Annotated in this window: 21 protein-coding genes and 5 tRNA genes; 7 read left to right on the top strand and 19 right to left on the bottom strand. The window is 42.3% G+C overall.

The window, feature by feature from the left end:
* Positions 1-15: 15 nt before the first annotated feature.
* Entirely contained in the window at positions 16-1,242 is a 1,227-nt protein-coding gene (locus tag GZH31_RS03915; RefSeq protein WP_180311399.1) for a hypothetical protein, read from the bottom strand.
* Between the two features lie 252 nt (positions 1,243-1,494).
* Between GZH31_RS03915 and GZH31_RS03910 the strand changes: the two genes are divergently transcribed.
* Positions 1,495-3,510, top strand: a complete 2,016-nt coding sequence (locus GZH31_RS03910) for a TonB-dependent receptor (RefSeq protein ID WP_180311398.1) — start codon at positions 1,495-1,497, stop codon at positions 3,508-3,510.
* Here GZH31_RS03910 and GZH31_RS03905 read toward each other — a convergent pair.
* From GZH31_RS03905 to xerD, 13 genes are all read right to left on the bottom strand, one after another.
* The gene (locus GZH31_RS03905) at positions 3,507-4,379 is read right to left on the bottom strand and encodes a hypothetical protein (RefSeq protein ID WP_180311397.1); all 873 of its coding nucleotides are present in this window, start codon (positions 4,377-4,379) and stop codon (positions 3,507-3,509) included. The genes GZH31_RS03910 and GZH31_RS03905 overlap by 4 nt on opposite strands.
* On the bottom strand, positions 4,348-5,799 hold the full coding sequence (locus GZH31_RS03900) for an alpha/beta fold hydrolase (protein WP_180311396.1): 1,452 nt from the start codon (positions 5,797-5,799) through the stop codon (positions 4,348-4,350). Before GZH31_RS03900 ends, GZH31_RS03905 begins: the two co-directional genes overlap by 32 nt.
* A 195-nt stretch (positions 5,800-5,994) precedes the next feature.
* Positions 5,995-6,071 (bottom strand) — tRNA-Arg (locus tag GZH31_RS03895).
* A gap of 111 nt (positions 6,072-6,182) precedes the next feature.
* A tRNA-Arg gene (locus GZH31_RS03890) sits at positions 6,183-6,259 on the bottom strand.
* Between the two features lie 46 nt (positions 6,260-6,305).
* Positions 6,306-6,382 (bottom strand) — tRNA-Arg (locus tag GZH31_RS03885).
* A 22-nt stretch (positions 6,383-6,404) separates the two neighbouring features.
* Positions 6,405-6,481, bottom strand: a tRNA-Arg gene (locus GZH31_RS03880).
* A 33-nt stretch (positions 6,482-6,514) separates the two neighbouring features.
* Positions 6,515-6,607 (bottom strand) — tRNA-Ser (locus tag GZH31_RS03875).
* A 112-nt stretch (positions 6,608-6,719) separates the two neighbouring features.
* Entirely contained in the window at positions 6,720-6,917 is a 198-nt protein-coding gene (locus tag GZH31_RS03870) for a hypothetical protein (RefSeq protein WP_118844781.1), read from the bottom strand.
* Between the two features lie 257 nt (positions 6,918-7,174).
* The gene (gene lysS, locus GZH31_RS03865) at positions 7,175-8,710 is read right to left on the bottom strand and encodes a lysine--tRNA ligase (RefSeq protein WP_036970557.1); all 1,536 of its coding nucleotides are present in this window, start codon (positions 8,708-8,710) and stop codon (positions 7,175-7,177) included.
* A 26-nt stretch (positions 8,711-8,736) separates the two neighbouring features.
* Positions 8,737-9,835, bottom strand: a protein-coding gene (gene prfB, locus GZH31_RS03860) for a peptide chain release factor 2 (RefSeq protein WP_118844059.1) whose coding sequence is annotated in 2 segments (ribosomal slippage) — positions 8,737-9,759 and positions 9,761-9,835 — 1,098 coding nt in all. Because the reading frame shifts where the segments join, the coding sequence is not laid out codon by codon here.
* A 143-nt stretch (positions 9,836-9,978) separates the two neighbouring features.
* Complete coding sequence (gene recJ, locus GZH31_RS03855) at positions 9,979-11,700, bottom strand: single-stranded-DNA-specific exonuclease RecJ (RefSeq protein WP_180311395.1); 1,722 nt, start codon at positions 11,698-11,700, stop codon at positions 9,979-9,981.
* Between the two features lie 72 nt (positions 11,701-11,772).
* Positions 11,773-12,507 carry a bifunctional protein-disulfide isomerase/oxidoreductase DsbC gene (gene dsbC / locus GZH31_RS03850; RefSeq protein ID WP_036970561.1) on the bottom strand — a complete coding sequence of 245 codons (735 nt, stop codon included), beginning with the start codon at positions 12,505-12,507 and terminating at the stop codon, positions 11,773-11,775.
* A gap of 59 nt (positions 12,508-12,566) precedes the next feature.
* Positions 12,567-13,454, bottom strand: coding sequence for a site-specific tyrosine recombinase XerD (gene xerD, locus GZH31_RS03845; RefSeq protein WP_371915641.1), 888 nt, complete (start codon positions 13,452-13,454; stop codon positions 12,567-12,569).
* A 168-nt stretch (positions 13,455-13,622) separates the two neighbouring features.
* On the opposite strand from xerD, the gene fldB reads away from it, so the two are divergent.
* Positions 13,623-14,144 carry a flavodoxin FldB gene (gene fldB / locus GZH31_RS03840; protein WP_036970565.1) on the top strand — a complete coding sequence of 174 codons (522 nt, stop codon included), beginning with the start codon at positions 13,623-13,625 and terminating at the stop codon, positions 14,142-14,144.
* A gap of 84 nt (positions 14,145-14,228) precedes the next feature.
* On the opposite strand, the gene GZH31_RS03835 is transcribed toward fldB, so the two are convergent.
* Positions 14,229-14,657: a DUF2147 domain-containing protein gene (locus GZH31_RS03835; RefSeq protein ID WP_036970567.1), complete on the bottom strand. Its 429-nt coding sequence runs from the start codon at positions 14,655-14,657 to the stop codon at positions 14,229-14,231.
* 104 nt (positions 14,658-14,761) lie between these two features.
* Here GZH31_RS03835 and GZH31_RS03830 point away from each other — a divergent pair, with 104 nt between their 5' ends.
* Both GZH31_RS03830 and GZH31_RS03825 read left to right on the top strand, forming a co-directional pair.
* Positions 14,762-15,196, top strand: a complete 435-nt coding sequence (locus GZH31_RS03830; RefSeq protein ID WP_180311394.1) for a hypothetical protein — start codon at positions 14,762-14,764, stop codon at positions 15,194-15,196.
* Between the two features lie 273 nt (positions 15,197-15,469).
* The gene (locus GZH31_RS03825; protein WP_180311393.1) at positions 15,470-16,150 is read left to right on the top strand and encodes a hypothetical protein; all 681 of its coding nucleotides are present in this window, start codon (positions 15,470-15,472) and stop codon (positions 16,148-16,150) included.
* A 54-nt stretch (positions 16,151-16,204) separates the two neighbouring features.
* Here GZH31_RS03825 and GZH31_RS03820 read toward each other — a convergent pair whose 3' ends face one another.
* Entirely contained in the window at positions 16,205-16,903 is a 699-nt protein-coding gene (locus GZH31_RS03820; RefSeq protein ID WP_118844054.1) for a tRNA1(Val) (adenine(37)-N6)-methyltransferase, read from the bottom strand.
* A 76-nt stretch (positions 16,904-16,979) separates the two neighbouring features.
* On the opposite strand from GZH31_RS03820, the gene srmB reads away from it, so the two are divergent.
* Complete coding sequence (srmB, locus tag GZH31_RS03815; RefSeq protein ID WP_036970576.1) at positions 16,980-18,206, top strand: ATP-dependent RNA helicase SrmB; 1,227 nt, start codon at positions 16,980-16,982, stop codon at positions 18,204-18,206.
* Positions 18,207-18,423: 217 nt separating this feature from the next.
* Complete coding sequence (locus GZH31_RS03810) at positions 18,424-18,753, top strand: BON domain-containing protein (protein ID WP_180311392.1); 330 nt, start codon at positions 18,424-18,426, stop codon at positions 18,751-18,753.
* Between the two features lie 45 nt (positions 18,754-18,798).
* Here GZH31_RS03810 and GZH31_RS03805 read toward each other — a convergent pair whose 3' ends face one another.
* Both GZH31_RS03805 and radA read right to left on the bottom strand, forming a co-directional pair.
* Positions 18,799-19,731 carry a hypothetical protein gene (locus tag GZH31_RS03805; RefSeq protein WP_180311391.1) on the bottom strand — a complete coding sequence of 311 codons (933 nt, stop codon included), beginning with the start codon at positions 19,729-19,731 and terminating at the stop codon, positions 18,799-18,801.
* Positions 19,732-19,776: 45 nt separating this feature from the next.
* On the bottom strand, positions 19,777-21,162 hold the full coding sequence (gene radA / locus GZH31_RS03800; RefSeq protein ID WP_036970582.1) for a DNA repair protein RadA: 1,386 nt from the start codon (positions 21,160-21,162) through the stop codon (positions 19,777-19,779).
* A 339-nt stretch (positions 21,163-21,501) separates the two neighbouring features.
* Here radA and GZH31_RS03795 point away from each other — a divergent pair, with 339 nt between their 5' ends.
* Entirely contained in the window at positions 21,502-23,982 is a 2,481-nt protein-coding gene (locus GZH31_RS03795; RefSeq protein WP_036970583.1) for a PilZ domain-containing protein, read from the top strand.
* Here the strand turns inward: GZH31_RS03795 and serB are convergent.
* A complete protein-coding gene (gene serB, locus GZH31_RS03790) occupies positions 23,965-24,984 on the bottom strand; it encodes a phosphoserine phosphatase SerB (RefSeq protein ID WP_036970584.1) in 1,020 nt (339 codons plus the stop codon). The two genes, GZH31_RS03795 and serB, sit on opposite strands and share 18 nt — an antisense overlap.
* Between the last annotated feature and the right edge of the window lie 111 nt (positions 24,985-25,095).

Genomic DNA, 25,095 nt, shown 5'->3' with positions numbered 1-25,095 from the left:
TGTGTTCCTTAATACTTATTGAGCGCGTGAATCTAATAGTTTTGTAAAAGCTGCCTGCAAATTTTGCTGCATTAGCTTGCCGACTTTTGGCAAGTGGGCTTCCTCTGCACCAGGGGTTGCTTGCTGAATACTCAAGGTAAACTCGCGACCGCCATTAATTTGCCCCAAGCAAACATGAGCGAGCATAACCGTTTCGGTCGCAGAGCGAGTTTCACTTGGGCCCCAGCCGATTTTTTGCCACACTCGCCACTGCCCATTTGTCGCGGTATCAAGTACTTCTTTTGCCGAGCGTGTATCATTGGGTGCAATCGCTTTTGCAAGTGCATTAGTCACAAGATGACTGATGCCAATCATCATACCACCTCCGCCAGCCTGTTGTTCGCTATGACCTGTGCCATTAAGGAGTACATCTACATCGCTACTTTGCAAATACGGCATACGGGTACTGGGTTCACGGTCGTGACTAACAAGGCGTTTTAACCATTCAGCTTGTGCCAAGGTAGTCATTGCCTTATTACCCGTTAAACCGCAGTTATCACAACGGTAACTTAAATAACCAGGATCATCACGATTTGCTTTGTAATGGCTGATCTTTGCATCATGTTCTGGGTGTGCAGGGTCATGCCAATATTCATCAGATGGCATAAACTGCTCACCGCCATAGGCACCATTAAATAATAAACCAGGGGTTTTGAGCTTTAACCAGTCATTATAAAAGAAGCTTTGTAATGTATTGCGCCCAGCAACATTAATAAAATAACTCGCGATTGCATTTGAATTGCCATCCGCTTTTCCAAATGGCTCATAGCTATTTACGCTACTAATTAAATCAGCCAAGGGAGTATCACCAGCCAGTGCGTGCGCACCTAATTTAGGCTGATCTTTTCTCACGGTAGCGACAGCACCTGTGAAGGCTTGAATCTTTGATGAGCTCCATGGCTCATAAAGCTCATTGTGCGTGCCATCACTTAAGTAACGGTAAGCAAGTGCCCCGCCTCTTACCTGATAATCAATAACAAGCAATTTTCCTTGCTGTTGAGACGGAGAAAAATATTGCCAATCCGCGGCAATTCGAGACTGCCAATCAGGTTGCTGATAAGCCACTTGGTCAGCACTTTTATAGCCTTTTCCAGTCCCATTATTAGCGAGACTTAAACAACCGGTATTATTTAAATCACGTGGCATGATTGCAGGTGCCATCATCACTTCGGCAAAAAACTGCTCGTCAATCATTGTGTCCACGGGGTTATTCGCGTGACAGCCAACTAACAGAAAAAGGCTACTACACAGCGTAAAATTGAGAGAGCGTAAACGCATGGTGTGCATAAAATAAAATTCCCACTTATTTTTATTTTTGGAATATTTTATTAAATTTAACACAAATTTCCCATGAAGCAAATTAACTCAGCTTTATTACGATTCATCTATTCTGCATCCAAAAAAATGACTTACGCGTATATACTTTTAATACCAAATAGAAAAGGGATTTATAAAATGAAAAAGTTATGCTTTATTGCGGGCTGTCTAAGCTGTTCTGGTGGCGCATTTGCTAATATTGAAAAAATTACCGTATATGGCCACCGCTCTGGCTTAATCGGTGAATCAATCAGCGCCTCAAGTGGCATTATTGGCCAAGGTGAGATTGAAAATAGACCCATGCTCAGAAGCACAGAGCTACTTGAGTTAATCCCTGGTATGGCCGTTACTCAACACAGTGGTTCAGGTAAAGCAAATCAATACTTTATTCGTGGTTTTAACCTTGACCATGGTACAGACTTTTCAACCAATATTGATGGTATGCCAATCAATATGCGCAGCCATGGACATGGTCAAGGCTATACAGACTTGAACTTTATTATTCCCGAAACGATTGCCACAGTCAGTTATCAAAAAGGCAGTTACGATGCAAAGCAAGGTGACTTTTCAACTGCGGGCAGCGCCTACTTTCACCTGACAGATAACCCAAAGCATCAACAGTTAGATTTCACTATTGGTGAGGATAACTATTTACGCGCGGTTGCTTTAGGCAGCATTCCACTTGGTAATAGTAAACTTATTGGCGCCACAGAATGGCAAGGTTACGACGGGCCATGGCAAGACATTAAAGAAAGTGTAAATAAAAAGAACGCCCTCCTTCGTTTCGTTAATGAGTCTAAGCACGGTAACCTATCCATCAGTGCTATGGCATATGATAATACGTGGAATTCGGCTGACCAAATTCCGCAACGCGCCGTTGATCAAGGTATCATTTCATCGCTGGGCTCTTTGGACACCACATTAGGTGGCAGCTCTAGTCGCTATAGCTTATCGGCTAATTGGCAAAACGAACACCTCACAGCTAATGCCTATGTAATTGATTACAAACTGAACTTGTATTCTAATTTCTCGTATTTTCTTAATGATCCTGTTAATGGCGACCAATTTAATCAACGTGATAATCGTACGGTGTCTGGCGGGGCAATCAGTTATCAATTTTCGGATGTTTTAGGCTCTATTTTACTGAATCATGATGTAGGTGTTGAACTTCGTAACGATAACATTGATAACGTAGGACTGTATAACACACAGTCGAGAAATTACTTATCAACCGTACGTGAAGACCGTGTTGACGAAACAAGTTACGCTGCTTATTGGCAAACCCAACTTACTATGAGCCCTCAATTAGAGGCCACTGTAGGCGTACGCTATGACTATATTGATGCGAGCGTTAACAGCGATAATCACCTAAATTCAGGCGATGCAAATGACGATTTACTCGGTTTCAAAGCAAGCCTAACTTATTTATTCAACGAGAACGTAGCGGGTTATGCCAACTGGGGGCAATCGTTTCATTCTAACGATGCACGCGGCGCAACAATTCAACAAGACCCTGTAACCCTTGCAGCCACTGATACCGTTGATTTGCTGGTTAAAAGTAATGGTGCTGAGTTGGGCATGCGCTACTTTGATGAAAAGCACTTTAACTTTTCAGCGGCACTGTGGTGGCTTTCACTTGACTCAGAACTCCTCTTTGTTGGTGATGCAGGCAATACTGAAGCCAGTGATGCATCAACACGTTACGGATTAGAACTAAGCGCTTACTATTGGCTAGCCGAGACACTTAGCCTTGATGCTGAAGCATCGTTTACACATTCACGCCTAGACATAGATAGCCAGAACGACCGCATTGAAGGGGCTGTGCCAGTAGTTGCCAGTGCTGGGGTAAACTGGCACATAACAGAGCAATGGCAAACATCGTTGCGTCTTCGCCATATAGGTAAACGCATGCTCAATGATGATGGCAGTCAACGTTCAGAGCCTTTGACCGTCGTTAACGGTTTAGTTAGTTACCAACATACTCACTGGAAAGTCGGCTTAGAGCTACTTAATCTATTCGATAGCAGTGATCATGATATCGATTACTATTATGCATCACGCTTACCGACTGAGCCCGCAGGGGGAATAGAAGATAATCACTACCACCCCATAGAGCCACGTACGCTTAGATTCAACGTCAGTTTACTCTTTTAGAGAACCTGGTCTGTGTACTTTTGCAAGTTAGTGATTAGGTCACGGTAAAGCGATACACTGTTATCTTTGATGCGGTCGAGGAAAAAGTCGTCAGTAATGCGAGTTATTTGCTGGCGCTTGTTCTTATCACTTAACTTACTGCCAGCAATTCCTATTAGTTCAGAAATTTTCGCTTGTTCATACGCATTTAAAGACGGATCAGTACTGATATCTTTTAGCATAACCAGTGATTCAAGCATAGAACCGTTTAGTGTCACAGTGATCGCCTTCGCTAAACTGGGCAACCACGGCTTCTCAATTTGCTCACCAATCACATAAAACATATTTTGCACCGTTGCCAAGTCACCATCACGAACAGCAACACTACCTATGATCAGATATGAAATCAGCTGCTCTTTCGGGTAACTTTGACTAACCGTTTTAAAAAGTGGGTCGGTACGAATGAAATCGGCTTTCTGCTTCGCCATTTTTCGCCAACCTTTATTATAAAATGCCAGTGACTGAGCACTATAAGCTAAATACTTTCCCCGTATATCAATGGCTTTTGCTAGCGCTAGATCGCTCTCGGCGATGGCAAAGTCATTGCTTAATCCCATGCTAAGAATATAGCTCATCATAGCATGGGTCAGTGTTGGTTCAATTTCGCCAACCTGTTTTAATCGCTCTTTTTGTAGAGTCTTATAACCATAAGCAATGGTATCTACACTGGTATCAGATACACCCGAGTAGGCTTCATAACTAAAACTACGTTGCAGCTCAGTATATTGTTGATGCTCTGATTTTGTTGACTTACATGCACTTAATAAAGCGATACTTAATACAGAGCAAGTTACGAGTTTAGTGAGTGTGACTCGATTTAAAACGTGCATCGACAATTCCTTTTTCTGCTTCGATGGCATCATGTGCCAAACCTTGATAAAGCGGGCTATTAATCGTACTTAACGAAAAAATGATATTACTATCATCAACGACGCTCATAGCATGCTTAGATGCGTTAATCATGACCCCAGCACCATCAAAACGGCTTTCGTTAAGTTTTATCGCTCGTTCAGCATCGATTGATACATTGGTTAACTCAACCACGGAGCGCTTAATATTTAACGCAAGCTCAGCGCCCGCCAGTGTGACATTTTCAAGCCTAACCAATGAATCCTTAATACGAATTGATTCAGCAACCACATCTTTAAGCAGCACGTTGTGACAATCTTCAATAATCATATGACGATAATGTCCCGTAAATTCTCGACTATGTTGATCTTCACAGTGAAAGGTCGCGATTTGTTTATCAGTAACCTTTCCGGATGTGACATCCTGAATAGCACCTGTTAATGCTTTATCTAACAAGGCCAAAAATGCCAAGGGCGTTTGTTTCATAGGAACATGACCGACACCGGGCAAAACTGCTAATTCACTGTTTGCAAGCTGGCTATTTAATACTTTTGCGGTACGCAGCGGAGCAATCGCATCGCTTTCCCCCCATATTATATGGGTTTCGGTTGTGAGGTTTGCGACAATATAGCTAAAATTTTCTTCTACTAAACTTAGCGCAGCATTCATATTAGGCGTATCACCCATCACTAGCTTCCAAGCTCCGTCGCTGCGCTGTAATAACTCACTAAGGTAAGAGTCAATCGCGCCTTCTTCGATAAGCCCTGTTGTAAAGTCGTTTAGCTGTGCTAATTTCGTTGAGATAAATGCGGGTAGCTTACTATTGGGTTTAGGCACATTAGAAATAGGCTTAATAAAGGCGACTTTATGTAGGATACCTGCAGCATCGACCAACACCAATTTATTGAGCTTTTCAGAATACTTACCAGCAAAATATAAACTCACAGCGCCCCCCATAGAATGGCCGACAACCGAGGGAGGTTTTGTCATGTAATAATCGACAACCTCAGCCAAAACTTTCGCATAATTGCGTGGTGAGTATCGACCATCAGGGCTTTGTGAATGCGCAAACCCTGGCAAATCAATAGCAACTATATAGTAGTTTTTACTAAGCTCAGGAATAATACTAAACCAGTCTTGCATACCCAATACGCCCAATCCATGCACTAATAATAGCGGAGGAGCCTGCTTATCACCCACCTCTAACACCAACATCGATGAATTAAACACAGACTCTCTAAAGGTACTAAATTGCCAGTCGTCTTTAGGAAGAAACTCAAAATTGAGAGCTTGGATCTGCTGTGAGCTTAATTGTATTGAACGAGCCGCCGTTGACTCACTTTGCGCAGCAACAGAAAAAACAGCAAAGCAACAGATATATAAAAAGTGGAGTAAACGCAAAGGAAATTAATTTAATTATTATTGTATTAGCAAATTGTACCCTTTACATGCTAAATGTAAATAATAGGTCAATATTGATTAAAAGGTGAAGCAGCATATTGTTAAGAAGAATAAATATACTGTAATACTGCGGCTGCGGATTTCGGGCACAAAAAAACCGACTTTCGTCGGTTTATGTCACTTTCAGAGTGAAAGTGGCGGACGCGGGAGGATTCGAACCTCCGACCGCCTGGTTCGTAGCCAGGTACTCTATCCAGCTGAGCTACGCGTCCGCAATAGTTCTGCTTATTTACGTCTTGCAATGACGGTGTCGTTTAAACACAAAAAAACCGACAGTTTGTCGGTTTATGCTTTCTTACATTGCTGTATGAATGTATAGAAAGTGGTGGGCGCAGGAGGATTCGAACCTCCGACCGCCTGGTTCGTAGCCAGGTACTCTATCCAGCTGAGCTATGCGCCCACATTCTATTCTAGTTAGTTTAAGTCTCACTAAGACTTTTCAAAAGTGGTGGGCGCAGGAGGATTCGAACCTCCGACCGCCTGGTTCGTAGCCAGGTACTCTATCCAGCTGAGCTATGCGCCCACATTTTGATGTTAGTAAAGGATGGTGGGCGCAGGAGGATTCGAACCTCCGACCGCCTGGTTCGTAGCCAGGTACTCTATCCAGCTGAGCTATGCGCCCATTCTTTACTTTACAAGATAACCATTTAAAAAATGGTGGAGAAGGAGGGATTCGAACCCTCGATAGAGCTACAAACCCTATACTCCCTTAGCAGGGGAGCGCCTTCGGCCACTCGGCCACCTCTCCGTCTTGTGGGGCGTATAATAAAGATTTCAGAAAATATGTCAAACACTTTTCAAGGAAAATCGCACAGATGGTTATAGATTGTCCACTACGGGTAAAAACAACAAACTTTTGCTCAGCCTTTGACCGGTTTTGCTTTTTGTCTGAACGAATCGATGCCCGTTAATGGGATATGCTCATCGGTTATTTCTGCTAAATATTGATCCTGATAGCCTAGTTGTTGAAACTCGGCGATGCAGGCACGATAAAAAGCTTCACGTTGCTCATCGCTTTTACTGGTGTCTGTCTGCAACTGCACAGGCTTTTTTGTCATTATAATTAAGTCCACTAATACGTTGAACGACATTTGTACAATGTTCTCATACTCGTATTAAAAAAACACCACTGTAATTACGAACAAAAGGCGATGTTTAACACTTTTACTACAACAACAACGCAGACTTAATCAGTATTTCTTTTTTTATCAATTAATTATAAATCAGTAGTCACAGAGCTCAACGTTTAAAATCAGAAATTTCCGATAATAAAAACGCCGCTAAAAAGCGGCGTTTATTAGAGTCTTAGTACTGATTAATCAGCTTGCGGACGCATATGAGGGAATAAAATAACGTCTTTAATCGTTGATGAGTCTGTAAATAGCATCACCAAACGGTCAATACCAATGCCCTCGCCTGCTGTTGGCGGTAAGCCGTACTCTAATGCACGAATGTAGTCTTCGTCGTAGTGCATTGCTTCATCATCACCCGCGTCTTTCTCTTCAACTTGACGAGAGAAACGTTCTGCTTGGTCTTGTGCATCATTTAGCTCAGAGAAACCATTTGCAAGCTCACGACCCCCTACAAAGAACTCAAAACGGTCAGTAACAAATGGGTTTTCATCGTTACGACGAGCCAGTGGCGACACTTCCCAAGGGTATGCCGTAATAAATGTAGGTTGAATTAACTTATGCTCTGCAGTCTCTTCGAAGATTTCACACAAGAACTTACCTGGGCCCCATACACAGTTTTCAGGTACTTTAACGTGAACTTGCTTCGCATACGCTTTAAGCTCTTCAAAATGATTTTCTGGGTCATTAAATACAGCCGCATCAAAGTCAGGGTTGTACTTAAGGATAGCTTCGCTCATTGTTAAACGTGCGAAAGGCTTACCAAAGTCATACTCTACAGAGTCAACTACGTCGCCATGCTCGTTTTTCGTTGTGTTAACAACGATTGGTGAACCCAATACATCTGTTGCAACTGTACGTAGCATATCTTCAGTGATGTTCATTAAGTCGATGTAATCAGCGTATGCTTGGTAGAACTCAATCATCGTGAATTCTGGATTATGACGCGTCGATAAACCTTCGTTACGGAAGTTACGGTTGATTTCGAATACACGCTCAAAGCCACCCACAACTAAACGTTTTAAGTAAAGCTCTGGCGCAATACGTAAATACATATCGATATCAAGTGCATTGTGATGCGTTACGAATGGGCGTGCAGACGCACCACCAGGGATAACCTGTAGCATAGGCGTTTCAACTTCCATGAAATCACGGTCTGCTAAGAAACGACGAATACCTTCTACCACTTTTGAACGAATACGGAATGTCTCACGCGTCGCTTCATTGGTGATTAAATCAACATAACGTTGACGGTATTTTGTTTCTTGGTCTGATAGACCATGAAATTTCTCTGGTAATGGACGCAGTGACTTAGTCAGTAGCTCATACTCAGTCATTTCGACGTATAAATCGCCTTTGCCTGATTTATTTAGCGCACCTTTAACACCGATGATGTCACCGATATCAAGTTGGCCGTATTTTGCTTTTAATTCTTTTTGTACGTCTTTTGATGCGTATGCTTGAATTTGACCTTTCATGTCTTGTAACGCAAGGAAAGGACCACGTTTAGCAAGGATACGACCTGCTACTGAAACTACATGTTGCTCAGCAACTAATTCTTCTTTCGATTTATCACCAAACTCAGCTTGCAAATCAGCCGTGTAATGTTCACGACGGAATTGGTTTGGATGACCGTTGGCTGGGCAATTTTCGCGAATAGCGTCTAATTTGCCGCGACGCTCAGCGATTAACTTATTTTCGTCTTGGATTTGATCAGTCATTTTTTAGCTCTTTTTTAGCTTGGTGGTTATAGGCCAGATTTAAGGCTGGCTTCAATAAATTTATCTAAATCGCCGTCAAGAACCGCTTGAGTATTGCGGTTTTCAACGCCCGTTCGTAAGTCTTTAATGCGCGAGTCATCAAGCACGTATGAACGAATTTGACTTCCCCAGCCAATGTCTGATTTTGCATCTTCTTGGCTTTGCTTCTCGGCATTTTGTTTTTGCAACTCAAGCTCAAACAATTTCGCTTTTAACTGCTTCATTGCTTGGTCTTTATTTTTATGCTGCGAACGCTCATTTTGGCACTGCACAACCGTATTGGTTGGTAAATGCGTAATACGTACTGCTGATTCGGTGGTATTTACGTGCTGACCACCCGCACCCGACGCGCGATATACGTCAATACGTAAGTCGGCGGGGTTAATATCAATTTCAATATTATCGTCAATTTCTGGGTACACGAAAGCAGACGCAAACGAGGTATGACGACGACCGCTTGAATCAAACGGGCTTTTACGCACTAAACGGTGCACACCCGTTTCAGTTCGTAACCAGCCATATGCATATTCGCCAACAAAGCGAACTGTCGCCCCTTTAATACCAGCCACATCACCGTCGGTTGCTTCAACAAGCTCAACTTTAAAGCCTTTCGCTTCACCCCAACGTAAATACATGCGCAGTAGCATATTACACCAGTCTTGCGCTTCAGTACCGCCAGAACCCGATTGTAAATCTAAGTACGCGTCGTTTTGGTCATGGGCACCTGAGAACATACGACGGAACTCAAGCTTTTCTAGTTGCGCATTTAAATCGGCTAATTCAGCCTCGGCTTCAGCAAAGGTTTCCTCATCTTCGGCTTCAACAGCAAGTTCAACTAAGCCTTCAACATCTTCAGTACCGGCCACTAAATTATCAATGGTCTCAACGATAGCTTCTAATGCCGACTTTTCACGGCCAAGGGCTTGAGCACGCTCAGGCTCATTCCACACTGCTGAATCTTCAAGTTCTGCGTTAACTTCTTCTAACCGCTCTTTTTTAAGAGGGTAGTCAAAGGTACCCCCGAAGCAGTTCAGTACGTTCGCGAATTTCCTTGATTTGATTAATCACAGGATTCACTTCAAACATGTACATTACTCCAAAATGGCTGATTTACCGCGCACAGCTCTCAAGATGAATTACGGTAAAATATCTACAAATATTAAAAACGCCCGATTTTAACAAAAAACCGAGCGTTTTATTAGCCTTTTATGTCGATTATAGCGATATTTTTATGTCGCTTTTTGTAGCTCTCGAATAATCAGTTGTAACGAGAATTTGCCACGGAATTCATTTATATCGAGTTGGTAGGCAGCTTTAACATAGCGTGCTTCGGTATCGGGCCAGGCACGCACATCGACACCAAATGCAATACCATCAACCAAACGTCCAGATTGATGCTTTAACACGAGTTTTAAGTGCTTTTCACCTACAATACGTTGTTGAATAATCTCGAATAGGTGCTCGAATACCGGCTCGGGAAATTGCTGTCCCCATGGCCCTGCATTTTTTAACAGGTTGGCAAACTCCATCGAAAAACACTCATTTGGCAACTCGCCGTCGGTCAACAAAATACTTTGTTTATGCTCATCGGTCAGTGTGTCGGTGACCATACGCTCAAACACAGCTTTAAACTCGGGAAAACTCTGCTCATTAATGCTCAAGCCGGCTGCCATTGCATGCCCCCCAAACTTACTGATTAAGTGTGGGTGTAGAGTATTCACTCGTTCAAGTAAGTCACGCATATGCAGACCTTCAATTGAACGACATGAGCCTTTTATTTCACCGTTATCGCCCGCGGCAAAAATAATCGTAGGCCGGTGATATTTCTCTTTTAAACGCCCCGCTAATATACCAATTACCCCTTGATGCCAGTCAGCTTGATACAAGCAAATCGCATCGGGGATAGCGTCGGTTTTAAAGGCAAGGCGATCGAGCACGGCCTGCGCCTCAACCTGCATGCCCTGCTCTATTTCGCGGCGCTCATGATTAAGGCTGTCGAGTTCACTGGCAATACGGCGAGCTTGATTTATGTCGTTTGATAACAAGCACGCGATGCCTAAGCTCATGTCATCTAAACGCCCTGCAGCGTTTAAGCGAGGAGCCAATGAAAAGCCAAAGTCACTGGCACTTAAACGTGCCGCATTTCGATTAGCCACTTCAATTAAAGCGCTTATTCCCGGACGAGTTTTACCACTGCGAATACGTGCTAATCCTTGGTGAACCAACGTACGATTATTAGCATCAAGCGCAACGACATCAGCCACCGTACCAAGGGCGACAATATCAAGTAACTCAGCAAGGTTTGGCATTGTACTATGCTCAAAGGCCCCTTGTTCGCGTAAGTGGCTGCGCAGCGCAATTAATAAATAAAATGCCACGCCTACACCGGCAATCGATTTAGATGGGAACTGACAATCATGGCGGTTAGGGTTCACGATAGCATCTGCATTAGGCAGCGTATCCCCTTGTAAATGATGATCTGTAACCAGTACCTTAATACCGGCGCGCTTCACAATCGCAATGCCATCAATGCACGAAATACCATTATCCACTGTAATAACCAGCTCAGGCTTCATTTCAACAATTTGCGCCGCCAGTGCGGGGCTTAAGCCATAACCAAGGCTAAACCTATCAGGCACTAAATAGTCAAGGTTGTTAAACCCAAACATGGCCAAGCCTTGCATTAAAGTGGCCGTACTGGTTGCACCATCGGCGTCGAAGTCACCGACAATTAATACTCGCTGTTGTTCTGCGAGTGCCTGTTGCAGTAATAATACGGCTTTGTCTATGTCTTTAAATAATTTAAAGTCATGCAGGGTCGCTGCACTGTTATCTAATTCATTGGCATCTTTTACCTGGCGCGAGGCATAAATTTGCTTAATAACGGGATGTAAGTGTTGAGGAAGGTATGAGTCATCGACACGGGGACGAACTTGGATTATTTTTTCCATGTTGGAAGTATTACTTTAGTTAGCTTAAAGCGAATAAAAGGCCTACCTAAGGTAGGCCTATTTATAAAAAGATTATGAAGATGTTTTTGGTAAGGCATCAAGCGCTTGGCTAATTTGTGCTGCTGATTGATAACCTGGGATCATCGTTCCATCTTCTAAAATAATTGCAGGTGTACCCGACATACCAAAGCTTTGGCCTAATTGATAATGCTCAGCAATAGGGGCACTGCATCCTTCTACCTTGGCAACCTCTGCACCGGCTTTGGCTTCAGTTAGTGCTTCTGCTGGGTCTTTTGCACACCACACATTCATTAAGTCTTCGTAACCTTTACCGCGTAAACCGCCACGAGGGAAAGCTAGGTATTTTACGGTGATGCCCGCTTCTAAGAAATCGTCTAATTCGCGGTGTAATTTACGACAGTAACCGCATGTAATATCGGTGAATACAGTAATTGAATGTTTTTCATTTTTTGCTTTATAAACAATCATTGAATCTTCGTATTCAGCCACACCCGCCTTACGTACATCACTTAATGCGTGCTCAGTGAGATTGACACGATTTTGAAGATCAATCAGTGTACCTTGCATTAAAAATTGACCGTCAGGGCTTGCGTAAAGTACCCCCTTGTCAGTAATTAGCTCTTTAAGGCCAGCAACAGGGCTTGGGTTTACTTTTTTAACCGTAACACCTAACTCAGCAAATTTAGCAATAATTGGCGCATCTGCAGCGTCGGTGGTCGACACACCATTTGCAAACACACTTAAACTCGTACCAAGCAGTGCCGTGGCTAAAACTAACTTTTTCATAACTATCCTATATCCTGATCATTTATTATATAGACCGGTACATCTTTAAAAATCTTGCACTAAGCACGTGGATGATGTTGCTCGTGTACCGACTTCAATCTCTCATTCGCTACATGGGTATAAATCTGTGTTGTTGATAAGTCACTGTGACCTAACATCATTTGCACGACACGAAGATCAGCCCCATGATTCAGCAAATGCGTTGCAAACGCATGTCGAAGCGTATGCGGTGATAACGGCGATTCAACTGATGCCAAAATAGCATAGTGTTTGATACGATGCCAAAAAGTTTGTCGCGTCATGCCAATCCCTCTCTTAGATGGGAACACAAAGTCAGTTGCATGCTTGATCATCTGCGCGCGGCCAACTTTTAAAAAGCGCTCAAGCCAATACATCGCTTCTTCACCAAGCGGCACTAAACGCTCTTTATTTCCCTTACCTTTGACGAACACAACTGCTTGGCGCAAGTTAATTTGCTCCATCCTAAGCCCTACCAGCTCAGTGACGCGCAGACCCGTTGCGTATAAAAGCTCCAACATCGCTTTATCGCGCAGCCCCATAGGCTCTTCAATATTAGGCGCAGCGAGTAGTGCTTCAACCTCAGCCTCAGACAGAGTTTTGGGTAATGACTGCCCTGCTTTTGGCTGTGCAATATTCAGCATTGGCGAATCAGCAATGGCTTTTTCACGTACAAAGTATTGGTAAAAACGTTTAAGCGCACTGATGCTGCGCGCAGTGCTGCGTGATTTAAGCCCTAAATCAACTCGGTATGCCAAGTATGCTTCAATATCTTCACTGCTGACAGCCAGTAGATCTTTGTCTTTTAAAAACTGACAAAACTTATCAAGATCGCTGCGATATGCCATCAATGTGTTTTCACTGACCCCTTGCTCAAGGTACAAAATATCTAAAAACAGCTCTAAATGTTCGGCATTGTTTGACGTTATTGCTACTTTTTCAGCTGTGAAATTATTTTCAGCCACGCGTATTGTCATCCTTATCAAGGTATCAATTAAAAAAGCCTTACGGTAAAATAGTATCAAACTACAGGAAGATAGATACTAAAAGCAGCTTGAGTAACTATCATATCAAGCAAATAGACGGTGATAAATACGATGCAGATTGGTTTATTTTATGGTTCTACTACTTGCTATACAGAAATAGCGGCAGAGAAAATTCGCGATATTATCGGGCAAGATGTTGTCAGCTTACACAATATCAAAGATGAGCCATTAAAAAATGCAGAACAATTCGATTTCGTTATCTTCGGCATTTCAACGTGGGACTTTGGTGAGTTACAAGAAGATTGGGAATCAATTTGGGACGACATCAAAGAGGTGAATCTAAACGGTAAAACCGTGGCCCTTTTTGGCATGGGCGATCAGCAAGGTTATGGCCAGTGGTTTCAAGATGCTTTGGGTATGCTACACGACGAAATTTGCCATCAAGATATTACCTTCTTAGGTCTATGGCCTAACGATGAAAGCTATGAATTTGAAGCGTCAAAAGCTCTCACAAATGAGGGTAAACACTTTGTTGGATTGGCACTTGATGAAGACAGCCAATATGAACTCAGCGATGAACGTATTGCTAATTGGGTTGAGCAAGTGATGACTGAATACAGCGAGACCCTGTAATATTCACTCCCTAATTAAGTGAATTGCTGCATAACCCATTTATTTATTAAAACGCCAAGCATTGCTTGGCGTTTTAATGTCAGGCTATTCAACACGCTGCCAGTATTGGTTGCGGTAGAAAAAGGCGATATAACCGCGTACTTCAAGCACTTTTCCCTGTTCTTTAGGGGTGAGCTTTAAGGTGTAGGTTTTGCCATTATTAGGGTCAAGAATTTCACCGTCTTGCCAACTGCCATCGCCCGCTTCTTTCGCGCCATCGATAATGGCCATTCCCAAAATTGGCTTATTTTTTTTATCGCCTTTACATGCATCACATATTGCATCTTGTTTGGCTGGGTTAAGAATTTTTTCAACTTCACCAATAAGTACACCGTTTTGCTCACGAATGCGTACCAAAGATTTAGCTTCATTGGTTTCTTCGTCAATGGTTTTCCAAAGCCCGACAGGGCTCATTGCAGCGACGCTTAATTGAGAAAATAAAAGGGCTGATAAAGCGATTGTGAGTCGTAACATAAAATACTCGCATAAAATTTAAGGCCTTATTACTATATCAGGGCTTGGTAAAACACACCATTTTGCTATGATCAGAAAAAGACAACACATTGCGAGGGAACACAATGAGTCAATATACGTTACTTACCGGAGATATTGTCAGCTTCGACAATAATCAAGTCACCCCAATTAAAGCAGATGGCGAGATTAAAACAAACCGCTTTGGTGAGTCATTATTTATTCCGCATAGCGCTAAAACCGCCGTAGAGCTTGGTAAACTCGACGATAATTTATTTAACTTAAACAAATTAATGCGCTCTGGGTATGCCGACCCCTGCCCTGCCACACGCGTGCTAATTGAAACCAAAGACCCTTTACCTGATATCGATGGCTTATTGATAAAACGCCGTTTTAGTATCATTGATTTTTGCAGTGCTGAAATAGAAAAACAGCACACAAAAGCAGTCTTAGACACCTTACTTGAGCTTGAGCATGTTCAACAAATTCAACTTGATGAAGTAATGCAGCTGCAACCCCCCGTGCAATTAAGTGTAAAATAGAGGTACAATCAACGCATAAATATGCCATACCAATTCGCTTAATTAAGTGCGCTATTTTGGGGCGATAAAACCTCGTTGAAAACAAGGCAAAGGTTTCGTTATTTAGTTGCTCTCGGTAACTGCTCCTAGATTGCTCCTGCATTGCTCTGCATCCATGCAGTCGTAAATCAGCAATCTTTAACACAGGTCGCAACCGGTTTAATCCCTCAAAATAATTAAGCATTTTTTGCGAATTGGAACCATACGGCAGCTTCATTAGTAAAAGGATAAACAATGAAAAATGCGCTATTTTTACTCTTTGCAACAACGCTGCTTGTAGGGTGTGATGAGTTAGAAGTCGAGGAAAGTCATGATTTTGGCAACCAGATGTATGAGAACAAGTATACACTGATAAACACCACCGCCTTAGAGGTTGACTACTCCATGGCAAATACCGACCTGTTTGGTAACGCAAGAGAAGTCAGTGATGCGCAATATTATGTAGACACGCTCACATCAGGTTCATTACCTGTTGATATAACACACCTTCACAATGAACGACGCCGTATTTCATTTTATGTAGAAGATCACAGTGAAGCGAGCAACTTCGCAGAGCAAATGTATCAAGTGGACAACGACCAGCCTTACCATTTTGTCGCCTGGCAAAGTGGAGAAAAGCTGCGTTTAACGCTCATAAAACAGACTCAAAGTAACAAAGAGGGCTTTTTTGCGGTCCGCTTTCTTGCCACCGAAAACATTCGCTTAAAAATAGAGAATCAAATAGTTAACCTATATCAAAATCAATTAAGTACGTGGTATCACACTGATGACTGCGCAGATGATATTAAAGTCTCTCGACTGAATGATGAAGGTAAGCGTGTTGATGAATCAGTTGCCATTTGTCATGCCTCATATGGACACTCTTATACATTATTAGTAAGCGAAGATGGCCTACAATCGAGCATCAGTGAATAGCAAATACGACCTTTTAGAGTAAAGTGATAACGGACTATTAATGGCTGGTATGCGTCACATTTTCAAATAAAAGTCCTTGCATAGCGCACTATATTCAGCACTGTACGCGCCACTGTTTGCATGAATCGTTAAATGTGTTGTCGTTAAAGGGGCTGCAACCTGACTAAATAACATTAAACTGCGACTGGGTGCTTTTTTCTCGGTTGTTTTAACTAAACACAGGTGGTTTAAATACCAGCCTTCTTGCTCTGCAATGGCAATAAATTGCTCGGCCTCAGGACAAGGCAGTATCACATTGAGCAGAGTATGTGCATGACTCAGCGCACTACACGCTTTGATTAATTCGCTAAAACTCAATCCATCGGTGTGGCGCGCTGTATTGCGTGCTGCATTATCGCCTTTAAGGCTGGCATTGAAATAAGGTGGATTAGTGATAATTGCATCAAAGGGGGTTGCTGCTTTAAAAGACTGCACAGCCCCTTGATAAAGCATAATGTCAGGCCAAGGGCTATTAGCAAAATTAGCGCGAGCATCAATACACGCGTTAACCTCTATTTCGATAGCGTTAACAACCGCCTTCGGCGCACGTTGTTTTGCCATTAAAGCAAGCAACCCGGTGCCTGTGCCAATATCAACAATTCGTGCAGCATCGCTTACATGTGCCCATGCCCCCAACAAAATCCCATCTGTTGAAACTTTCATTGCAGTGTGAGTTTGCCCTATCGAAAACTGTTTAAACACAAAACCTGACATTTTTTCACCTTTTCATTCACCAACAGCTGGATAGCGCGTATAATTAACGCCAATTGTCCTCTATTTATGTCACTCTATGCAATTTTCTGAATTTGATATCGATAACAAACTGTTAAATGCCATTAATAAAATGGGTTTTGATACGCCAACCAGCATTCAACAACAAGCGATCCCTGAAGCATTACAAGGGCGCGATATTTTGGCATCTGCACCCACAGGTACCGGTAAAACAGCCGCGTTTTTGATCCCAGCTATTCAATACTTGCTTGATTTCCCTCGTCGTGACCCTGGTTTTGCCCGCGTACTTATCATGACTCCTACTCGCGAGCTTGCTTATCAAATCCATGAGCATTGTGAACAGCTTGCTGAGCAAACACACCTTAAAATAGGTGTTGTGACGGGCGGCATTAACTATGGAACGCACAAAGAAATTTTTGAGAACAATAACGACATTCTTATCGCGACACCTGGGCGCTTAATGGAATACCTCGAAACCGAGAACTTCCATGCTGAAAATGTCGAAATGCTTATTTTAGACGAAGCCGACCGCATGCTCGATATGGGCTTTCGTAAAGAAATGCTGCGTATTTGTGATGAAGCCAGAAATCGTCGTCAATGTTTTCTATTTTCAGCCACACTTGAAGGTGACAGTGTTGAGCTTTTCGCTGAGCGTATTTTAAATGATCCTGCGCTACTAGAAGCAGAATCGTCGCGTAAAGAAAAAGCAAAGATCCACCAGTGGGTTCACTTAGCCGACGACTACAACCATAAGCTTAAAATGTTAGTCGATATCTTAAACGGCGATGATATCCATAAAGCGATAGTGTTCGTTAAGACCCGTGAACGCCTAGAATCATTAATTGGTGCGTTAAATAACGAAGGACTGCGCGTTGCTTGGTTACGTGGTGAAATGCCACAAGATAAACGCATGAAAGCAATGGAGAACTTCCATTCTGGCCGCAATAAAATATTGGTAGCAACCGATGTGGCTGCCCGTGGTATTGACGTGGCAGATATCAGCCATGTGATTAACTTTGATATGCCTCGCACCGCAGACATATACGTTCACCGTATTGGACGTACTGGTCGTGCAGGCAAAAAAGGAATCGCGATTTCATTTATCGAAGCGCATGACGTTGCCATTTTAGGCAAAGTTGAGCGTTACATCGAACAAAAACTAAAGCGTCGAGTAATCAAAGGGATAGAGCCGCAACACAAAGAAGCAAAAATCCCTTCTAAAAAGAAAAAAGATCCAGCAAAGATCAAAGCGAAGAAAAAGGCAAAACCAAAAAAGAAAAAGTAGTGCGTGCTTAATAAGCCTTGTTAATAAAAATGCCGAGCCTGTCTCGGCATTTTTATCGCTGTTATTTGCCGTGTCTTTTTTACTGAACTATGTGTAATTACTTCACATACAGTTTCTTCAAAAAAATAAAACCTATAAAAATCAACAAACTAAAATTGGAACAGAATTTGTAATTGTTCATACAGAGTTCAATCTGTCATTATTGCGAGGGAATTGTATGAGCCGTTTCAAATTATCTGTTGTCGTAACCTTATTTAGCTGTCTTTTTTTATTGGCTTGCGCCACACAAGCCAGTGCCAACACCCATGTTTTAACAACCAGTACTTCGGCGCAACCGCGATTACAGCAAGTGGCTTTAAAGAAACTAACGAATAACCGCAATTTTAAAATTGAAAACTTACAGGTTATTGTAAGTGGCGATACGATTGAATTATTAGGTTCAACGGAAACGGGGTTTCAACGTGCGCTGGCACAAAAGTTCTTAGAACACAGTCAGGGTGTAAGGCATGTAAAAAATAACCTTAAAGTGAGTAAACTAGAGAGTTGAACACTTTAAGGTTATTGCAGCTAACGCACGGCTGCGGTCAGCGGGTTATTCACCACTGGCTTTTAAATTAATAAATTTCGCAAGCTCTTCAGGCTGACCAACCAGCATCATGATTTGCTGGTTGATTTGCATCATCGACTTGCCTTCAGGTAGGCGTGCCGATAAAGACAATTTTGATAAACCACTGGCAAAGTTTTTAATCGCAGTGTCTAACTCCGCACTTACAGGAGCTTGTTGTAATTGCATTGCCACAACTTGCTCAAAGTCATCAAGTGTCATGCCTTGCGCTTTTAAGAAGCTTTCGACAACAGTTTTAAGTTCACCGTCGTCGTTGATTTCAAGCTCGATACTGCGCGGCTCTAATTGGCTCATTGCCGCCATCATTTTTGATTGTTGCTGTAGTTGTTGCTCTAAAGTGAGCTCAGCCCCATTCGCAGCATTTTGTGCTTGGCTGATTGATAAAGATGCTTCCATCAACGCCGTTGAATTTGCTAAACCAAGATTAAAACGTACATCAGCCACTTCGTTTGCCTTCACGTTAAGCGCAAACTTGCTATCACCTGACTCTTTGTTGTAATCAAGCGATGAATTCACGTTGTAACTCGTTGCGGCAAGCTTATTATTCGCACTGTCTGGAAGTTGCGATAAAAACTCATCACTAAAGCGGAAATTTGTCATCACGAAGCCCGTGTGGGGTGGGATCGCATCAACTTCGTAACCCGTCACTTCAATATTGTCGATAGTGGCAATGGTTTCATCGCCTTCAATGCTTTGCACATTTATACCAGACAACTGCATGCTGCTACTGAACACGCTTGCTGAAATATCGCTGTAAGTGATATCTACACCACTTTGGCTTGATAAAGCGCTTAGTTGCTTATCAACAACCTTTTTCACTTCCTGTGTTGCTGTATAGTTTGCGTAAACGACGCCACCTACAGCTGCAGCAACAACGGCTGCAATTACTAACTTTTTCATTTTATTTCCTTTGATTGGTGTTTTTTATAGTCTATCAAATTACAACTAGTTTATTAAAGACAGTAACTCATGCACTGTTTTAACAGGTGTAATTTTTGCGCCCAATCCTTCCATTGATTTATGGTAGTTACGATATGGAATAAAAATTTCAGTGAAACCATGCTGAGCGGCTTCTTTTACTCGCGGCACCCCACTGTCGATGGGCCTAACGTCACCATTTAAGCTTAATTCGCCCATAATACAGGTGGTTCTTGGCACAACAAATTCATTCAAACTACTCAACAATGCCGTAACTAATGCTAAGTCGATACAGGTTTCAGACTCATCAATTTTTAGGCCACCGACAATATTAAAAAACGTGTCATGAAAGATTTTAGTCTTGGTGTGTTTACGCAAAATCCCTGTGAGCATTTTGATACGATTCATATTTAAGCCAACACACACTCGTTGCGGAAACTCAGCCTCGGTTTCTGTGGTTAAGCACTGAATCTCTAACAATAAATTACGATTACCTTTACGAATACATGTAATAGCCGATCCCGGCGATTCGGTGCTTGACCCCGATAAAAATATTTCGCTTGGGTTGTCAACACTGAGCATACCGCGCTCACACATTCTAAAAATACCGACGGTATCAATATCGCCAAAACGGTTTTTATTGGCACGTAAGGTACGAATTTGCCCATCGTTGGTATCAATATGCAGCAGCGCATCAACAATATGCACTAAGGTTTGCGGGCCTGCGATTTCGTTGTTTTTATTTACGTGAGCAATAATGAACATGGTGACGTCATTTTGCTTACAATATTGAGTGAGTGCTTGTGCTGCACTTTTAACTTGTGAAGGAGAGCCTGGGCTGCCATTAGCGGCTTCTGTCACAACCGCTTGAATTGAATCGATCACCGCAAACTTAATCTTGTTCTTATCAAGCTCTTCAATAATTGCTTCAACGCTGGTTTCTGACAGTAAATAAAGCTCATCAGGGTTATAATCTAAACGCAGTCGGTTTACACGGTTTTTAAACTGCGATAATGACTCTTCTGCCGTACAATAAAGTGACGGCATCACTTTCGACATGCGAGCAATTAAATCTGACAATAATGTCGTTTTTCCAGCCCCTGGATCGCCCGAAATAATATTTACGGAACCGGTGGTCACACCGCCACTTAATACACGGTCTAACTCACCAATGTCGGTTAAGCGTTTTTCTGCTTCGGCGGTTTCGACTTCATTAATTTTTTTTGAGCCGCCGCCAACACCGCCTGCGTAGCCTGCAACCACGGCACGGCTTGCCGCTTGTTTTGACTGTCCGGCTGAGGGCTTAAATTCTGCTAGCGTGTTCCATGCACCGCACTTACACTGTCCTTGCCAGCGCTGATAGTTCATGCCGCACTCTGTGCAGACAAATTCGATTTTTGCTGATTTTGCCATTCGGCCTTACCTATTTAGGTCGCTAATTTGTGACTAACTTGTTATTAAAAACTGACACTTATCACAATTAATGTATAGTAAGTTTATAATCACAAAAAGATAACTCGTTGTAACTAAAACCTCTTACTCCAGCTCTTTATTCAACACACTGTTAAATAAAGAACCGCTTTAGGGCATAGTTTTTGCTTACAAATAAAACTTAACAGTGCTTGCCATTTATTTGGCAAATACTTATAACAATAATTAATAAAATAAAAAAGTGACTACTGTTTGTGTTTTTACTGCGTAATTGCCGACTAGTATACCTACTTTTTTTAATAGACGTTGATGGTTTTATAAATGGCTGAAGACATTCTGCTTAAATATGAAAGCCTAGTTGAAGAGCTAAAGGCGTATTTAGGCACCCCAAAATTCGACAAACTGTTTAAATCAAAAACAGCGGGCTTAACTAAGCCTGAGCAGTTCTTGATCAAAATGGAGATGTCGCGTTTATCTCAGCCTGTTGCACGGTTTATTGATTTACGTGGGCAAGTAACGGGTCAAGTAAAACCATACGAATACGAAGGTAAACAGCACTTTATGGACGATACTGCCATCGAAGTGTTTGAACAGGCTATTAAACGCCATGGCGGTTACACCCTTGCTGTCTATGAAGCGGTGATGAACACTGAAAACAACCATCGTGTCATGCAAAAGAAAGCGGCCGAACAAGCTCTTACTGAAGACGATAACGACAGTCAGTTATCAGCCAAAGTGATAAAATTTGCCTCCTACGAAAGCCGTCGTGAAGAGCGGATGAATTACTCTATCAAAATCACTGTTGAGTTTGATAAAGACAGCAAAGTAGCCGCAACAACATCTGATATCTCACTCAGTGGTGCAAAGATAAAGCTCGCGCCACGCTATAAGTTAAAAAAAGGTCAACTTATAGGCCTGCGCCTAGTCGGCCTTGAACAAGATTTTGAGTTAGGTTTAAAAAACGGAATTCAGTACGAAGTCGTCGCGATTGAAAAAGTATCACGCGAATACAATCATGTTCGCCTAAAACGCACCTTTATTGAAAACAACGAAAAGTTTGATGAGTTTTTAGAAAGCTTTATCCACGGCAATAAGCGTCGCTATAAAGTTAACCTAGACAATACGCTCGATGCGGTTGTGTCAAAAGGCTATGAACAATACTACATTCCGCGTGTGACCTCTCTTTATACCTTTTTAAGCTTACAAGGTGACAAGCTATACCCAAGCCTTGCCTTAACAACTGAAAATAATATTTTTATTCAGCGTTATTTTTGTGACGAGCGCAAGCTGTCTTGCTTATACAGTATTATTAACCAACAACGTATAGGCCACTTATTAAGCTCACCAGAGGCAGTAAAAGAAGAGTACCTTTATACTTTCACGCATGTTGTTGCTGGTAAAGTGTATTACTACTCTGCCACGCGTAGTGAGCTTGAAAGCCAGCCTCAGCTCAAAAATTTATTTTTAGGGTTTGGTAGTCAAAAAGACAGCTGGCAATGTTTTAAGTTGCAATTGATGCCAAGTCACCCTGAAGATTCGTATATTCCGTTGTCACTGCCCAGTAGTGCAGGGAAAGACATTGAAAAGTTGAACAAACCGCCCTCACCTCGCGTGCAAGGGTTGATCAAAGATGTTAAATATTTACTGATCTTAACGGCCGTTGGTACGCCCTATGAGCAGCTCTCTTATAAACAATTAACGTTTGATAAAAGCGCGGTTAATCAACTAAAACAATTTGGCCATAGCAAACATAAAACACCGCCACACCTTGAGCCCGTAGCCCTTGAGTATGTCAATTTAAGGGCGCACAAGCGCTATTTGTACAAGACAGCTATCGCCATAAATCATCACGAGCAGATTATCACAGGTCATACCCGCGACTTGTCAGTTATGGGATTACAAATCGAGTGTGATAAACCTGTTGAGTTTAAAAAAGGCGACATAATTAATATTAGCTTGCCTGATTTACAAAAAATTACCAAAAAACATGATTTATCGAGCCTTGCTTACGAAGTCATGGCGATTAGTAAGTCACTCACCACGGTTAATCTAAAAGTTCACCGTATTACAGACTTACCACATATGGCGATTAAGTTCTTTACGGTACTGATTGAAAACAATAAAGATAAGTTAAGGGTGTGTGAAGAGTCGCCTAAAATACCGGGTCTTTCAACGGCACTCAGAAATATGGTAACCAAAAGTGTTTGCCAATTTCCGTTTTATTTACACAAAGAAGCAGCGCATTTTAAAGCCGGTGCAATTGGTCAGGGTTTATATCCGAGCCCATTACATGTATTACTGCAAAACTTTGCGCTCTTAAACGAAAACACCAGTATTGAAGGGATTTTATCAACGCAGCAAATCACCGAAGTCATTACACCACTCATAAAAGATCGTAGCCGCCAAGACCCGCCGCTTGCTTTTACCTTATTTATTCGTTTTGACCCTCGCCAACCTTCAATCAGCGACGCGATTACGAGTCGGTGCATTAGTGAAGATGACTACAAACCCCAGACTTTGTTTGTAAAAAAAGCGCTGAGAAATGACCTCATGTTTGTGTTTCGTTTATATGTATCACGTACAGGGCGCCCTGATATTGATTATTTATCAAACGAACTCAAATATATAAGTCAGTATGCCTTACATAAAGCGAAAGATCTTGAAGAAGCGCTGTGGGCCGTGGCAGGTGTGGGTGATTTAATTGATATTAGTGATGAAGCGCTTACGCATTTTGATATTGATGAAACACTCAAAATCGAAATGAATAAGCGCAAGAAAACGTGGTTAAAGCGTGTAATCTAATGGAATTGTGAGCAAGTAACTGACTTGAAGTAACGAGCCTTCATTAATGGCTGTTTGTGCTTGCTCAACAACTTTCGGTTTTCCATGAACAGCCACGCCAAGCCCTGCTGCAGCCATCATTTTTAAGTCATTAGCCCCATCACCCATGGCAACAGTTTGACGGGTATTAAGCGCCAGTTTTTCTGCGATTCGCTTAAGCACTCGCGCTTTTTCTTCTGCATCAACAATCGTGCCTATGACCTTACCCGTTAGCCGGTTATCTTTAAACTCAAGTGTATTAGCATGTACTTCATCTAAACCAATAAGCGATTGTACTTGCTCAGCAAATGGCACAAAACCACCCGAGGCAATGGCAAGATGCCAGTCATACTTTTTAAGGTATTGGCAGAGCTCATTCACACCAGGCATCAAGGGTAAACGCGATTTTAAATCATCGATTAAATCAACATCAATGCCTTCAAGCTTTGCAACACGCTGTTTTAAGCTTTGTGCAAAATCAAGCTGCCCAGCCATGGCTTGCGCAGTGACAGCGGCCACTTCATCATACACATCGGCTAAACGTGCAATTTCATCAATACATTCTATCGTAATCGCTGTTGAATCCATGTCCATGAGTAATAAACCAGGCTCATTCACGGTGGGTGGATTCGTTAACTGCACCAATTGCAAGCCATGCTGATTGGCAAAGGCGGTTAATACGGATGGACTGAGTGGTGATGTTGAGTCGCTATGAACACACCACGCTGAGGGCATAGATTCAATAGGCTGATAACAACACACGGTTAAATTTGTGAAGCCGTGCGAGCTTAAAAACGCTGTCAGAGCCAGTAAATGGTCAGCACTGAGTTCACCGCCAAACGCCACGCTCAGTACGCCTTGGTGTGCTTTGGGTAAAATATCTGTCGCAATTAGGTGTTTATTTTCAATTTTATACCAGCAATTTAGTGTTATTTGACCTGTTAAATTTGCTGTAGGTGTAGCAGCTAAGCTAAGCTGTGACATAGTGGCTCCACGTTAGACTTATGTCTGTTGTTGTGCGTGTATTTGCTACTCGCAATCAATGAACTAATAAGGTTATTATACTGGTTTAGTTGTACCATCAATTGTAAAAGC

Source organism: Pseudoalteromonas sp. JSTW (assembly GCF_013423925.1).
GTDB lineage: Bacteria > Pseudomonadota > Gammaproteobacteria > Enterobacterales > Alteromonadaceae > Pseudoalteromonas > Pseudoalteromonas lipolytica.
This window is presented reverse-complemented; position numbering and strand designations above follow the sequence as displayed.